Raw genomic sequence first — 17147 nt, 5'->3', positions numbered from 1 at the left:
GTTGTGAAAACAGTTAAACAAAAGGCCAGAAATATTTGACTTTTGCTCTTTAATTGATCTAAAAAATAACGTTCATTCTACGGCATTCGGGTTGTCATCTTAGTGTTTTTTGTTGTTTTTTCTCAACTTTAGCTATAATCAAAGTAACGGCATAAAAAGAGTAATCTATGGACAGAAACTCAAAACAGGGTGTATCAGATAAAGCAATACAAACTGTTTGCATTGGTGGTGTGTATATCATAGATAAACGAATTGGTTATGACAGAAGACTTAAAAAGTACAAATACCAAAAAAAGTATGACCGTAGACTCAGTAAATGGGCCAAAAGTATTAACCGTCGTAATCTATCTATTTATATTGTTATTTAAAACGTAAGTGATCAATATAGACCCCTTAGTTAGGTGCAATTAAAGTGAAGACATACCATTACTAATTTCGAATATTAAATAAAAATGTAAATTAATATTGTCTGAGCAACTCAGTGTTTACTTAAGTTAAATAAATAACTGCTCAGCTAATTTATGGATTCAAATTTATAAATGATTTCCCGCTGATATTGCTGATTTGGCTGCAATACGTTACTGGGAAAGTTTTTATTATTTTCCGCATCTGTATAATTTTGTGCTTCTAAACACAAACCTTGATAGGCAGTAAATTTATCATTCAAGTAGAAACCCGTATAAAGTTGAATAGCGGGCTGATCTGTATATACCGATAAACTAATTTGATTTTTAAGCGAAGTAAGTACTGCTTTAGGCTTCGTAAAAGGAGCATTATCTAAAATAAAACAATGATCATAACCGTGTTTCTCTTTAATAGACTTATCTAAAGTCTGTTGCTGCCTTTTACCAACACAGGCAGGCTCTCTAAAGTTATAATCTGTCTGTGCCACTTTAATAATATTACCCGTGGGTATATTTTCGCCATCACTTTCGAGGAATGCCGATGCCATCATTTGCAAGTAGAGCGATTGGCCGTCTTTTTCAGCCAAATTAAAATAAGCATGATTGGTTAAATTAATTGGCGTGGCTAGGTCAGTATTGGCTAAGTATTTTATGCTGATCTTGTTGTCAGCACTTAACTGGTATGTGACCGAAACATTTAGCGTGCCCGGAAAGCCTTGGTCGCCATCAACAGATGTACATACTAAAGTGACTGAACTCTTGCTATGTGTTTGTTTATCTCTTTGCCAATACCGCAATGAAAAGTTATCATCGCCGCCATGTAAACAGTTATCACCGTCGTTTTGTGTTAATTGATATTGACGACCCTCAAGCTCAAACTTACCGCCAGCAATACGATTACACACTCGGCCACAGGTTGCGCCTAAATAAAACTCATCAGTTAAGTAGTCTTGTGCTGAAGCATACCCCAGTATCATTTCCATTGGTTTAGCATTTACTGGAAATTTAATAGACTTAATTCTGGCGCCAAAGTTGATGATTTCGACTGACATGCCATAGTCATTGCTTAATACCACTGTTTCCAATTCAGTTGCCAATGGTGAAGTCACGGTAGCCATTATACTAAATATCCATTTGGGTTGTTTGACTGCCAACGCCAAGTATCAGTCATCATTTGCGTTAAACTTCTATCGGCTTGCCAATTCAACTCTTTATTGGCTTTACTGGCGTTGGCCCAGAAAGCAGGTAGATCACCCGCTCTTCTTGGGGATACTTCAAAGGGTACTTTTTTATTAATGACTTGCTCGAATGTCTTTACAATTGTAAACACTGAGACACCATTACCTGTGCCTAAATTAAAGGCTTCAACACCGCTAAAATCACTCTGGCGATTTAACCAATCTAAAGCTGCAACATGGCCTTGGGCTAAATCCATCACGTGTAAATAATCTCGTTCGCAGCTACCATCTTTAGTTGGATAATCATCACCAAAGATAGCAAGGTTGTCACGTTTACCTACAGCGACTTGGGCGACATAAGGTAAAAGGTTGTTGGGAATCCCTTTCGGATCTTCACCTATTGTACCGCTTTCGTGTGCGCCAATAGGGTTGAAGTAGCGTAAAGATACGCCTCTAAAGTTATTATCAGAGAGTGCAAAATCAGCCAGCACACGCTCTACCATGACTTTACTCGCACCATAAGGGCTTGAAGGAGTACCTAATTTCATTGTTTCTACATAAGGCACCTCATTTTCTTCACCATAAACCGTGGCAGATGAACTAAAAATAAAATTATGCACATTATGTTGTTGCATAACCTCTAACAAACAAACAGATCCGTAGACATTATTTTGATAATAGCTTAACGGTATTTTCGTCGATTCTCCAACCGCTTTAAGTGCAGCAAAGTGAATAACTGCATCTATTTGAAACCTTATAAATAGGTAGTTAAGTTTATCTGTGTCACATATATCACCTTCAACAAAGGTTACTGACTTACCGGTCAATTTCTTAACTCTATTAATAGACTCAATACTTGAATTGACTAAATTGTCATACACGATAACGTCATAATTATTTTCTAATAACGATAAAACGGTATGTGAGCCAATATACCCAGCGCCTCCAGTGACTAATACATTCATTTTTTGCTCCTTGAAACGTAAAAGGCCGATAACTTGGCCTTTTTCTTTTTATGTTTTGTTTTGTTTTGTTTACCACCAAGTGGCGTACAAAGCCGTAAGGATAAGTACTACCCCTATGGCGGCGACATTAAATGACTTAGTTGTTGCAAAGCTCACCTGATCTAAACTCACACTGCTATCGGCAGTATTAGGTTTGCCTAACATGGAAACCACATAACAAAGCGCTAAACAGAGTAAAAAGACTAAGCCAACACGATCCATAAATGGTAGCTCAGGCCACGTAAATTTAAGTACTAACGAAAATACTGCTGAGCCTAAAGCTGCTGACAATGCGCCCGCTGATGTTGCACGTTTCCAGAACATACCCATAACAAATATAACAACGATGCCAGGGGTAAAGAAACCGGTAAACTCTTGGATATATTGAAACGCTTGATCAAATTTACCTAATAATGGCTGAGCGACAATTAAGGCGATACATAAAGAAACTAACGCAGCAATACGACCAATATGTACGTAGTGACGTTGGCTCTCGTTCGGCTTAAAACGTGAATAAAGATCCATAGTAAAAATGGTAGAAATACTATTGGTCATTGACGCTAACGAAGACACTATCGCGGCAACTAATGCAGCAAAAACTAACCCTTTAATACCAACGGGCATTAATGCCATCATTGAGGGATAGGCTTGGTCCGGGGTAGTTAATGTCGGATAAAGCACTACCGCTGCAATGCCGGGTAATACCACAATAAGTGGCATTAATAATTTAAGGTAGGCTGCAAAAGCAATACCTTTTTGTGCTTCTTTTAAATCTTTAGCCGCTAAAGCACGCTGAATAATATACTGGTTAAAACCCCAATAACTAAAGTTCATTACCCACATGCCACCAATTAGCACAGAAATACCTGGCAGGCTCATGTAATGGTCATTATCTGGACTTAATATCATGTCAAAATGCTCAGGCATTGTATTGGTAAGAATCCCAAAGCCGACTAAAAACCCTTGACCATCAGCCACGGCATCTAAGGCTAAATAACTCAGTAACAAACCGCCAAAGACTAATAACACCACTTGTAATATGTCGGTAAAAGCAACCGCTTTTAAGCCGCCATATAAAGAGTAAGCAACAGAGAATACGGCTAAAAATATCATGCCGAACATCCAATCAACACCTGCTACCGTTTCAATGGCCATGCCACCTAACCATAACACCGCGGTTAAGTTAACAAAGGTGTATACCGCTAGCCAAAAAATAGCCATGGTAGTTTTTACCTTATTATCAAAACGTTGTTCAAGGTATTGCGGCATGGTAAATATTTTATTTTCCAAAAAAATAGGCAACATGTATTTACCGACTAATACCAAGGTAATGGCGGCCATCCATTCGTAAGAGGCAATCGCTAAACCAATGGCGTAACCAGAGCCTGACATACCAATAATTTGTTCTGCTGAAATATTTGCGGCAATTAACGAAGCCCCTATAGCCCACCAAGGCAGTGACTTGCTAGCTAAAAAGTAATCTTCTGTATTCGCACCTTCTTTTTTCTCATTACGAGAAACCCATAAGGCAAGGCACAGCAGCCCTATGACATAGACAATAAAAATGGTGCTATCTATCGTCCCCAATTTATTTGTAAAGTCCATCGTTTGTAACCCTTAATTTTTAGTTATAATTATTTTTTTGCGCGAGTTTTAATTTTATTCGATGCTATATTTAGCCAATTACCTGAATGCACCTTGTGATGCAGTACAGTGATAAATACTGGGGCTTAAGCCAAATTCTTGCTCATATTTACTATTGATAATATCCGTTACCTTGGTCACTAAATCATTAGGCACTAAAGCAACCACACATCCACCAAAACCACCGCCGGTCATACGAACACCGCCCTGGTCACCTAAGACGCTATCAATCATATCAACCAAGCCATCCATTTCTTTGGTCGTAACTTCAAAGTCATCACGCAAAGAAATATGAGACGCCTTCATCTCGGCACTAATTGTTGCCATATCATTGGCTTTTAACGCCTTTAATGTCGCTACCGCACGGGCATTTTCACTAACAACGTGACGAGCACGTTTGAACAATTCTGGCTCAATTTGCTCTTCGGCAGCAGTAAGCTGATTCATGGTCACTTCCCTCAGGGCAGACACACCAAAGTACTTAGCCACCGCTTCACATTGCTGACGTCTTAAGTTATAAGCACTATCAACCAAACCACGTTTAACATTTGAATTAACAATAAACAGTGTTAAATCATCTGGAATAGGCGCATCTTCAAAGGATAGGTCTTTGCAATCAAGTAACATGGCATGACCTTGCTGTCCCATGGCCGAGATAAGTTGGTCCATAATGCCGCAGTTACAACCAACAAAATCATTCTCGGCTTGCTGACCAATAAGCGCAGCATTAACACCATTTAAATCTAATTGATAAAGCTGGGTAAACGCTTTTAAAATAGCTATTTCAAAACTGGCAGATGAACTTAAACCAGCACCTTGTGGTACATTTCCAGTGACCACTAGGTTCGCGCCTTTAATTTCAGGGTGTTTTTTCATTAACGCTTGTAATGTGCCTTTAACATAATTACTCCACATCATTTCTTGATCAAAGCTAATGTCGTCAAGACTAAACTCATTAATTTGTTGTCCACAGTCATGAGCGTATACTTTTACTATCCTGTCTTCACGTTTTGATGCTGCAATGGTGGTACCGTAATTAATGGCTGCTGGTAGCACAAAACCATCATTGTAATCGGTATGATCACCAATGATGTTAACTCGGCCTGGCGCATGACAAACTAGCGCTGCTGAGCCCTGAAATTGCTGTTTAAACAAGATTTGCACAAGCGCTTGTTGTTTAAAGTCTTGTGGGTCTGAAACGGGAAAGTTCATGAGTAATTCTTCTTATAGTGAGTTGTTGGCAAATCACGGAGCCTCTTCGCTGCTTGCTCTGCAGTAAGGTCTCGTTGCGCTTCAGCCATCATTTCATAACCGACCATAAATTTACGCACCGTGGCCGATCTTAATAGAGGAGGAAAGAAACTGGCATGTAAAGTCCATTCATCATGTTGTTGTCCATCAAAAGGTGCACCGTGCCACCCCATGGAATAAGGAAAAGAACAATTAAATAAATTGTCATACTTGATGGTTATTTGTTGGAGAATATCAGCGAGTGATAACTTTTGCGCTTTATTGAGCTCAGTTATACGTGACACAGCAAAGCGTGGTAGTAGCAAAGTTTCAAATGGCCATGCGGCCCAATAAGGAACAACAACCAGCCAATCTTCATTTATCACCACAATACGTTCTTTATTTGCAACTTCTCTCACAACATAGTCTTGCAATAAATTATTGCCATGTTGCGCTAAGTAAGCCAACTGCGAATTTTGCTTTTTCATTACTAGGGTTGGTAATTGCTGTTGTGCCCAAATCTGACCATGAGGGTGTGGGTTAGAACAGCCCATGACACTGCCTTTATTTTCAAAAACCTGAACCCATGAATACGTTTTCCCTAATACCTCACATTGACTCTGCCATGTATCAATAACATGGGTAATTTCTTTTATTGAAAGCTGTGGCAAGGTTTTACTATGGTCTGGTGAGAAACAGATAACTCGACTCTCGCCTTGCTCTGTGGCCATTTTAAAAAGCGGATCATCACTGACTACACTCGGCGTATCTGGTTTGATTGCGGCAAAATCATTGGTGAACACAAAGGTGTCTTTATAGTCATCATTTTTTTCACCATTGATGCGGGTATTGCCTGCACATAAAAAACAGTCTTTGTCATACTTTGGCTTTTCTTGCTCATCAAGCTTTTCAACTTGCCCTTGCCAAGGTCGTTTGGCGCGATGAGGTGAAACCAATACCCATTCATCAATTAAAGGGTTATATCTTCGATGCGGGTGTTCTGTCGGATCAAACTCGATAGTCATAATATTATAAGTCACAATTATTGAAAAATGGGAGGGAGTGAGGTAGGCAAATAGTTATGCCTACCTCCCATTAACTAGAAGAATATTCGACTAGCTAACTGACAAAATGTAACTGGATTATTTTTTAAATTTAACGTCCTTGCTTAACTCAATAAGTGCATCAATATTATGGTTAATAAAAGGCACCAAGGTAAATCGATAGCTCAGAGGGTTATTAGCATTAATTTGATATTCAGCCATGGCTTTGGCCCCCCAGCTATTATCACCGGCCACACCACGTTGCCCATAATCAATATTCAGTTGTACCAGATCTTGTTCCTTAATATCTGTGGTATGCTTACCATAGTTAGCAACTAACTTGCCATCTTCCCTATAATGTGGATTTTTTGTCCCTACATGCTGATAGCCAGTAATGCCATTCGTAACATCAAAATCTTCATTAGGCATATGCAAGGCACTAAAGCTTAAAGGTTTATCTTGTTGGCTAACGATCAATAAGCCATTTTTCTTGTCATCAATTAATGCCAACCAGCGAGTACCTGTTTTGTAGCCATTTTCCTGTGGGCGGATATATGGCACATACTGTTCGCTGACACTTGACTGATAAAGATCGATAAAGGCCGATGCTTTTCTATCAACATAGTTTTCCCATGGGCCACGACCAAAATAAGTTAATTGTGAAAACTGTTTTGGCATTTGCATACGCATACCAAAACGTGGCATATCTGCTTTAGAATGACTTGCTCCAAGCTGATTTGCTATCTTGATCATGCCATTGCCTGAAATGGTATAACTGGTTTTCAACTTACTCTCAACACTAGGCAGATGAAATTCAGTACTGACTAAGTACTGGTTTTCAGAAAGTTTTTTATGACTGAATGTTACTAATTCGGCATTTAACGTGGCTTCTTTCCATACTAAATTACGCTTGTGCATTTGAGCGCCGAAATCATTATCTGTAGGAGCTCGCCAAAAATTAATACTTGGCCCTTGTCCGGTCTTGATTAATGCTTGACCCTGATATTGATAGTCAAGCATTAAGCCCGTTTGACTATTAAAGGTCACACTCATATTTTCATTTTTAATGGTCACTCGCTGTTTGCTATTGTGAACCGTTAAATTTGAGCCTTGTTCAATACTGGTTTTGCTTACCTTACTTAATGAAGCTAGCTTAATTTGCTCATGAGCTAATTCATATCCTTTAGGTAAAAGACCCCAAGCTTGCTTTAGCGTGGCAGAAATAAGCATGAAATATTCAGTGTTTTCTTGAAGTTTAATACCGTTAAGATCAACGCGGATGAGTTGGCCTGTTTGTGGTTCTATACTGACTTGATCAAAAACTTGGCTTTGTATCACTTTACCGTCAGTTTTAATTTCAACCGTAAAATTAAAATCATTAAGATCAGTAAATTCATATAAATTTTCAATCAGTATTCTTTGTTCATTCGCTTGAGTGATGCCTCTGTCTTTAAAATTGATAAATTCATGGGCTTTTTTTACTTCAAATAACGCGGGTTGTGGCGTTCTGTCAGGAAAGACAATACCATTATTTAAAAAGGTATTGTCGGTTGGCATTTTAGTACCATAATCCCCTCCAAACGCATAGAAACGCTCACCCTTTTCATTGGTTTTCCAAATAGATTGATCAACCCAGTCCCAAATAAAACCACCTTGCAAATTGTCATGTTGCTCAATCACATCCCAATAATCTTGGAAGTTGCCTGAGCTATTACCCATAGCATGTGCATACTCACTTGGAATGAAGGGCTTATTCGTTTTTGTATTACCTACATCTTCAAAGTTGGCAACAGAAGGGTATTGGGGGGCAATAATATCGGTATTAACATCCATATCATGATATCGAGGATCACTATCTTTATATGGACGCTCATATTGTACAGGGCGTTTAGTTTTATCAGCCGCTTTAATGGCCTTATAACCATCATAAAAATTAACCCCATTACCCGCCTCATTACCTAATGACCAGATGATTACGGAAGGATGGTTTTTATCACGCTCTACCATGCTGATCATGCGATCTAAATGAGCAGCTTTCCAGCTAGGTTTTTTAGCTAATGAGTGTTCGCCATAGTACATACCATGGGACTCAATATTCGCTTCATCAACCACATAAATACCGTATTGGTCGCATAATTCATAAAACATATCTGGTTGTGGATAATGACTCAATCGAGCGGCATTAATATTATTTTGCTTCCATAAGCGAATATCTTGTTCAATGAGCTCTCGAGAAATAACATGGCCTGTTTCCGGATTATGCTCCTGAGTATTAACGCCTTTTAATTTAATAGCACGACCATTAACGAGTAATAAGCCATTTTTAATTTCAACACTTCTAAAGCCAATTTTACTCGATGTGGCTTCTAGGATTTTGCCATTTTTATCTTCAACAGCTAACACTAAAGTATATAATTCAGGGTGCTCTGCGTTCCATTGACGAACATTTTCAATGCTACCGCTAAAGTCTAGGCTTGTATTTCCTTGTTTTGCATTGATATTTTCACTTTCTTGTAAAACAATCTGATGATTATTATCGAGAAGTTGATAGCTTACTTTGACTTTAGCATGACTCGCCAAATGATTTTGAAGATCTAAGGTTAACGCAAATTCACCATCTTTATACGCGCCATCTAAAATTGATGTCACCTGAAAATCTTGAATACGTACTTTAGGTTGTGCGTAAACATAAACACTGCGCTCAAAACCACTAATGTCCCAAAAGTCCTGGTCTTCTAAATAAGAGCCATCTGTCCAACGGAAAATTTGTACCGCCAAAGTGTTTTTACCACTTTTGGCATGTTTGCTTAAATTGAATTCTGCTGGCGTTTTACTCCCCTGAGAATAACCGATATATTCTCCATTTAACCAGACAAAACCGCCGGCCTTCATGCCACCAATTTGCAGAAATATTTCTTTGTCTAACCAAGCTTCACCTAAGGTGAAATCTCGGCGATATGAACCAACCGGATTGTTTTCCATAGGCACTATACCGGGATTTTTAGGGTAGAAACCATCGATAAATTCCATTTCATCACTTACAGGAAAGGCTTTGTCAGCAAATGCATATTGATGATTCACATAAATAGGTACACCATAACCTTCAACTTCCCAATTACTGGGCACTTTAATGTTGTCCCAGTCGCTGATATCTTTACTTGGATTGAAAAAATCTAAAGGCCTTTCAGCTGGAGAATGTACCCAATTGAATTTCCACTGTCCGTCAAGTAACTGGTAATATTTGGCTTTATTCGGATTATTTAGAATGGCATTGTCGACAGTGGTAAAAGAAGTAAAACTTGCACGTGGGGCTTCTTTGTTCTCACCAATCATTTTCTCATTAGATATATAATAACTAAGATCTTTTGATAATGATTGAGTGGGCTCCCGAGTACTGTCAGCACAAGCACTCAGTGAAAGGCTACATAATAAGCCAGCTAAAATACTTTTATTCATGTTATTCCTATATTGTGGTTATACACCCATGATCATTCAAGATGCAGGTTTTTAATGGTCAAAAAAACTCACCTGCGGCGTTGCTCTCAATCGTGATAGACAGCCATCACTCACTCAAGTGCCTTGCACCTGAAATTTTACTCATCTTCAAGTTTCTGCATTTTGAATGGTCACAGGTTGATAGATTAAATTTAATCTATCAAATAAAATCTATATAAATACGCATATTTATATAGATAATAACAAATGAAAGGAAAAACTCAATCAATTATCTTTCTTTTATTTTCACTATCTTACTTTTAAATATAAAAATACAGAAATAAATATATATAAAAAAACTAAAAACATAATAAAAAGGTTTATTTGACCGGAAAACATGGACTTAACAGGTTATTGTAACACCAACTAATATTATAACTGACACTCATAAATGAAAGCGTATGAAACACAAGACACATCCTAAAAAAAGATTTATCATCTTTGGTTCAATTAGCGACAAGATAATTACAAATTGTAATGATTGGAGTAGGCACTGAACAGATCAAGTCATCATATTGACCTTTAAACACAAATAACCTTTACTTTTTTTAAACACGTTAATTAAATTACAGCACCCTCACCTTGAACGTTTTAAAAATATAACCTACTCGATATTATTTTGTTAACCATTAGTGCTGTGCTATCTGCTGCAGAAAAATGGCAAGTTATTGACTACTTGAGATATGTAAAAATTGATGGTTAAAAATGGAGATTTCAAAGCATGTATGCCAAGGCACAACAGCATTTCACGCGTCTTTTTAGCTTAAAAGCTGATAAACTAAAGAGTGAATCTCAATCTTCTATGCCATTTTTATGAAGCGTATCAAGACAGTGTTCTAACACGTCATCCTTGATATACTCAGGCTTGATCCCTGCTGAAATAAGTCGTTCAGAGGTTTATCCTGAAAATATTGACTGTAGATATGCCGTTTATGGCCAGTAAAGCCTAGATCATTAATAAGCATTGCTAAAGCTAGCGGTCAACAGCTGATATTTTATTAAAAGGTGAGGATCCCATATTCGTCGTTATTACTAGAATCCACCGATCACATGTCTATAACTATCCAGATGAACGATGGATTCTATAATTTTGTTGTCTATTCGTTATATCTAATTATTTTTCTATTGAAAAAACAAATGATAATCAATAAATCTTTCCAATTTGAGAGATCATTAAAGTATTTTCTACGCCTTAAACCAAGCATTAAAAAAACCATGACAACATACAATGAACTTATTGAACCGCCGCTAGCTTTCTTCGAGTCACCACTATCTGAATTGCCTTGAGTCGGTGGCTGCAACGCTTCAATGGTTACTACTACTGACGCACTATTACTGAGGCCATCTTGGTCGGTCACAACAGCGCTAATCGTGTGAGTACCTAAGGTTAAGTTACTCACTGATATTTCACTACCTGTAGCAATGCTACCGTCTAAATCACTACTCCATTCAATCAATGAGCTGAGATCTCCATCTTCAGCATCTGTAGAAGTACCAATAAATGTAATACTGATTCCTTCATCGGCAATGATGGCACTCGCGCTGATATCTACACTGGGGACAGTGTTACTTACCTCTTCATTTGGTAGTAGCAATTTCGCATCCGCCCAATCAGCGTGATCAGAGCCTATACCATTGCCACCATCGGTGACGATTAAGCGTATTTCATTAGCGCCTTCTACACTGATGTTCACATATATTCCGCCATCTGCATTGGTCATGTTACCACTGCTGAATTGACTTATACCATCTACCATCACTTCAAACGCAAGTTCGCCAGCGCTGTTTTCATCATCCAAACCGACAATGGCGCTAAAATGGGTGTAGGCAAAATCTGAAATGTCATACGCTATCTCTGAATAAGCATGAACCCCTAAGCCTTTTTGGAACACGGTACCGCCAATACTGATTTCATTACCATCATTGGCATCATCTTCACCATTACTTGTGTCTTTTTCGATCGGACCCCAGCCATTAACTTGCCCTGGTAATTCCGTTAGATCGCTCAAGTATACGTATTCGCTGACTGCTGGTGGCTCAACCACCACGGTGCCGGCGTACTCTATTTGCTCAAGATAAGCCACTAAGTTCACTCGCTCTGAAGAAGCGTCAACGGTATGTTCGGTGCCCGTTTGCAATACATCATTCAAGGTTACCGCTTGTCCATTATGGAAATAAGGAGCGGTTTCAAACAAGCCAATTAAAGTCGGTGTATCAAAACCAATACCGCTTAATGAATCACTGTTACCTTGACCTGATGATGCCTGAATCGTGCCGACATCATGGCGCTTGTTATCAGTAAAAAATTCTCCTGAGTGACAAGCCACGCAGCCGTTGGTAGTAAAGAGAGCTTCACCCGCTTTCGCTGCGCTAGTTAACTCGCCATTTTGTTCACGCATCGGACTGGCTGAAAACTGATTCAAACTTTGTACGTAAAAGGCTAAATCATCTAAACTCTCGCTTAAGCCAGATTTCGGAGCTCCTAACGGGTTTGAAACGCTAGGAAAAATAGCATCATTGATAAAACCGCGACCACCGAAGCCATTACGGATATCATTTTCAAAGTCTTGAATCTCATCAAAATTTGCAGTCCAGTGTACATTACCTAGGCCTGTACCATGGCGCCCCAAAAGAGAAATGGTATTACGTAGTCCTTCTCCACGGTCAGTAAAATCCCATACACGACCATCGGAGTCGCCACCGGTATGACAACTTGCACAAGAGAGATAAGCGTCTTTTGACATTCGTGGGTCTTTGGCATTGTAAAATATTTTCTTACCGGCCAATACTCGCGCCGACAATACCTCATTGCTTACCGTGTTGATGTTGGCTTTTAAAATTGGATTGGTTTGATTTGCTTCAAAATCATCAACTTTATAAACCGTAATAGAACGGGACATGAAATTATGCACAAACAAGTGAATACCACTTTTTACTAGGCCACGAGGGGCTAAACCAGTATTTTCAAGCTCTCCAGCGCGGTTGTTATCGTATACATCAATAATTTCTACACTGTTCTGCCCTTCAATCGCTATATACATATAATCACCAAATGCACTGTATACAATGGCTTTAGGCTGAGCACGATTATCAAAGTCTAGTTGGCGACTGACGTTTTCAGTTAATAGGTCTAAGTCAAGCTCAGACACAATAGCCCGCACTGTGCTTTCAAAGGTTAAGCCTTTATTTATATCATTATCTAAGTAAACTCCACGCGCTACATTGGCCTTGTTAGAGGGTACTACTGCATGTTTTCCGTCTGGAGAAATAGTAATGGCGTTGAGGTAGTTTGCAATGCCTCGACTACGATCTGGTCCATCAACAGTTGTCGTATCAATGTCTAAACGAATACGGGACTTTACCGTCATATTTTCAATATTAACAGGCACAACTAAAGCATGGTCTTGAGGCGAAATAAAAATCGTCGTATAGGCTGTAGAAGAAAAACTATCTACCGCGATACCGCGAGCCGAATGTCCAACATGTACACGCCCAAGCTCTAAGCCGGTACTTGCATTTAGTTTAAGTAGGTCGCCACTACCTTGTAAGGAAATTAAAGCGTAATAACCGTCTGGCGTAAAAACAATACCGTAAGGCTGGCTAGCGCGATCTAGCGCGATAGTTTCTTTCGCTATGCCGCTGCTGCTTAAAATACTAATACTGTCACTTTCTTGGTTAATCACCCAGATATCCCCATTGGGTGCTTCAGCCAATGTTCTTGGACGAGTACCTACCTCTGTTTCCCAAATTTTCGCAAAACTTCCATTATTATTAATGGCTGTTACGCTATTATTATCTTCGTTTACGGCAATCACTGCAGAGCCTGCAGCTATTATAGTGCTGGTCGTGGTTGGTGCAGTAGGCGTATGCGGGTTATATACAGTGACTTGAACAGAACGTTTAGTGCTTAGATGATTTTCAACTACCGTTAGCGTAGCAGTGTAGCGACCTGATGCTGAGTAAATATGGCCAACATTACCATTATTAGCAGAGTCTGAATTTTGCCCGTCACCGTAATCCCATGAGTACGAGATCGGACCTCCTAATACAGCACTCGTCGATACAGAGAAGTTGGTGACCTGTCCAATCGAGACAGTGTCTGCTGAAATGGATATATCGTGACTAGCAATGTTTCCAGTAGAGAACTGGTAAGTATAGGCTGGCATAGCATTACCCATAACATCTTCAATCCCCTCAATCTCTACTGTGTATATTTCATCAGTGAACAAATCAACAGCAGGGCTAAAATTCACAAAACCTAAATTAACACTGTAAGTACCCGCAAGAGGCGTACCATCACCACTCGATAAATACACGGCAAAAGTTCTGGCGTTAACTGTTTCCATTAACACACTGTCTGATAAAGCCAAACCAATACGACTGGTTATTGACTGATGAGTCGATTCAGCCTCAGGAATAGTTCGTCCTAATTGTGGCGGATAAGTGTCTGGTGCCATTTGAGTGGCCAAAAAACCACTACCATTACCGTGATCATTACCTACCCACACTAAGTTACCAAAAGGAAATACCTGACCGTGGTCACTACCGCTAGGAACATCTAAGGAGCCTTCACCGTTTACCGTCATCATTGTACCGTCAGCGACCGTAGTCACATCCAATGCCGAAATATTTTCTTGATTACCCAGAAACAATTTGTCGTCTTGTAAGTTACAGTACAAATTTACAAACCCGGTGTTTGCACTATTAATCAGTGTCGGCACCTCTGCTGTAGTGTCATAAACATGTAACGCACCGGATGCCGCACGAGAGCCGAAATAAGCCTTTTCGCCATCCCAACAAGAGCTGTAATAATTTCTCGGGATCGACTTTACTGTTTTAACTAGCGTTGGTTTTACGGGATCTGAGATGTTCAAAATAGAAAAACCCGAGGTCGTTTCCATACTAGAAATATACATCTCGTTTCCGAGTGCAAAAATAGGACCTACGTTAAAACCACCTAAAACACTGGTAGGAAATGTTTCAATAACAACAGGCGCATCAACATGAGTCGTATCAACAATAGTTAATCCCGAATTCCCACGACCAATGTATAAATAAGGTGCTTGCCAAAATAACTGCCAAGATACGTTATTATAATCACCGAAATTGACTCCAGAAATAGCTAACTTTGATCTTCTGATAGGCGTATCTATGTCACTCCAATCCCAAATTTCTATTCCAGTGCCTGTTTGAATAGCAATTAAATTACCTTCACTCAGTCCGAATGAGTGCGACTCACGAAAATTAGCGGTACGTGTATTAGTTGCGTGGGTACGTTCATCAGCAACTAAAGGGTCTGGGTTAATTAGTGGTTCATAAACTAACGTTTTACGCGTTATATTTTTTATATCGGAAACATCTAATGCAATCCACCCCCCTGGACCAGCACCACCATCAGGCGCAAATATCCCTACCATGTAACCATTAAGCATTGTCATTACATTTACACCGTAATGCCTTCTACCTGGATGATCCGGGGGGAAAAGCCCTGTGGTATTATCGACTAAGGGGAAAGATACTTGTGTAAATAAATCCTGCTCTAAGTAAGTAGTCTTAGTTAAGCCAGGGGCTTTACTTGCGAATGAATAGCAGGAAAAAAGCAATAGATTTAATAAGGCAATAAAGATAAGCACAATTTTTTTTGATTTTTGATACATCAACATTCTGGGTTGCCTCTTTAGGGGAGCAGTAATAAATGTTACTAGCTGATTTTTTATAATACCATAAAAAATAAGAATATGAAGGGCAAAAGACTTACACTTAATTACACTATGAAAGTATGGTAGAAATACTAGTACCTCGACTTATTAATGATCAATGGATGAGATGTGCATACGCACGCGTTCATTTTTACGGCCCTATCTAGATCTAATATCCATTTGATGGTGGTACCTTCATCATTATTTTTACGCTTTTCCCACACCAGCCACTATGATTGAAACTTATCCTAACCCGCGCTCTTTTGGTCCAAATATTGTTGATTAATTTTCCCACTACACAAAATTTTTTCTGCCAAAACTTTAAGTGATTTTATTTAAACGCAATCAGAGCAGTAAAACACGCTATAAATATGCTCTGTGATGTATTCAAACTTCGCCGTAGCAGTTATAAATACTCGGTAAATAATGATAACGAATTAAGCACCACAAAAATCAATTTACGTGTTGATAATAAAGAGTTTAATTCGTCAATTGGTTGTGCATCCGGTGAGATAATCATCACTAATATGCTAACAAATGAAGGACATTCGTTAAGTCGATACCGATCGGAAAACCTAATGACAGGGCGCGAATTAATAAGCGGTTAAATGCCTAAAAATAACGTTAAGAAGGCAAATAAAGAGCATTTGGCGATCCCGAACAGACTTAAGCATCAATTTTCCGTGGTCGATAAAACACCCATTTATGTTTCGATTTAACATAAATTTTGACAGGTAATTATTGCTCTTATCTTGCTGTTGTTCTTAATTTTTTAATCGAAAATTATTGTCTGGCACTATCAAATTCGCCAGATAGTGAAGTAACAATGCAAGTCTTAATGATAGCTTATGAAAGTCGAAGACAACCAAGAGGTGTTTTTATTAATTCAGACAAGCAAGGGACGCATTACACTAGCAGAAGGTTCAGATAACATCTTGGACGTGACCAAGTAACGCAAAGTATGAGTCGTCGTTAGATTGTTGATATACACAGATGGAGCACTTATTTAGCCGTTTAAGAACAGCATGGGTGCCCAATGGCAGGAAATAAAAATTTTAATCAAGCTAATCAAGCGATCAGTGGTTACATCATAAATTATTATCATCAGACGAGGCCACATAATACGTACAAGGCTAGATTAAGTCCAAATGAGCCACATCTAAGATACTGGCTAAACTACAAAACCGTGGCCAATTTTACTTGACCACTGCACCAGTTTTCGAGCAAACCTCGCCCCTTCATTTAATGCTTCAGAGAGGCTATTTTCAACAAAACCTTGTAAGAATTATGTCTATACAGCGCTGTAATTAGTGCTAAATACGATTAAATAATTTCAAGTAAAACATTCAAAATTTTGATTTTTCGCCATTAATTCTAAGCGAATATTTTAGCTCTCGATGAGTGTTAAAATATAACCAAATTAATATAGACAGTTAAGTTAAAGAAAATA

At 38.8% G+C, this 17147-nt stretch carries 8 protein-coding genes; all 8 read right to left on the bottom strand.

Features of this window, described 5'->3' with window-relative positions; all coding sequences use genetic code 11:
- Positions 1–514: 514 nt before the first annotated feature.
- The 8 genes from H4J46_RS06540 to H4J46_RS06510 all read right to left on the bottom strand — a co-directional run bounded on the left by H4J46_RS06540 (position 515) and on the right by H4J46_RS06510 (position 15661).
- Entirely contained in the window at positions 515–1522 is a 1008-nt protein-coding gene (locus H4J46_RS06540) for an aldose epimerase family protein (protein ID WP_182232736.1), read from the bottom strand.
- Entirely contained in the window at positions 1522–2547 is a 1026-nt protein-coding gene (gene galE / locus H4J46_RS06535) for a UDP-glucose 4-epimerase GalE (RefSeq protein WP_182232735.1), read from the bottom strand. Before galE ends, H4J46_RS06540 begins: the two co-directional genes overlap by 1 nt.
- 69 nt (positions 2548–2616) lie before the next feature.
- Positions 2617–4191, bottom strand: a complete 1575-nt coding sequence (locus tag H4J46_RS06530) for a sodium/sugar symporter (RefSeq protein WP_182232734.1) — start codon at positions 4189–4191, stop codon at positions 2617–2619.
- Between the two features lie 78 nt (positions 4192–4269).
- Positions 4270–5442 carry a galactokinase gene (galK, locus tag H4J46_RS06525; protein WP_182232733.1) on the bottom strand — a complete coding sequence of 391 codons (1173 nt, stop codon included), beginning with the start codon at positions 5440–5442 and terminating at the stop codon, positions 4270–4272.
- Positions 5439–6485, bottom strand: a complete 1047-nt coding sequence (locus tag H4J46_RS06520; RefSeq protein WP_182232732.1) for a UDP-glucose--hexose-1-phosphate uridylyltransferase — start codon at positions 6483–6485, stop codon at positions 5439–5441. The genes galK and H4J46_RS06520 overlap by 4 nt, the downstream gene beginning before the upstream one ends.
- Positions 6486–6602: 117 nt before the next feature.
- The gene (locus H4J46_RS06515) at positions 6603–9959 is read right to left on the bottom strand and encodes a glycoside hydrolase family 2 TIM barrel-domain containing protein (protein ID WP_182232731.1); all 3357 of its coding nucleotides are present in this window, start codon (positions 9957–9959) and stop codon (positions 6603–6605) included.
- 875 nt (positions 9960–10834) lie between these two features.
- Positions 10835–10963, bottom strand: coding sequence for a hypothetical protein (locus H4J46_RS17665; protein WP_404851712.1), 129 nt, complete (start codon positions 10961–10963; stop codon positions 10835–10837).
- A gap of 132 nt (positions 10964–11095) precedes the next feature.
- Complete coding sequence (locus tag H4J46_RS06510; RefSeq protein ID WP_182232730.1) at positions 11096–15661, bottom strand: NPCBM/NEW2 domain-containing protein; 4566 nt, start codon at positions 15659–15661, stop codon at positions 11096–11098.
- Positions 15662–17147 lie beyond the last annotated feature (1486 nt).

It is taken from the genome of Colwellia sp. MB02u-6, assembly GCF_014077095.1.
In the GTDB taxonomy this organism is placed as follows: domain Bacteria; phylum Pseudomonadota; class Gammaproteobacteria; order Enterobacterales; family Alteromonadaceae; genus Cognaticolwellia.
The sequence above is the reverse complement of the archived record's forward strand: the minus strand, read 5'-3'. Positions and strand labels throughout refer to the sequence as shown.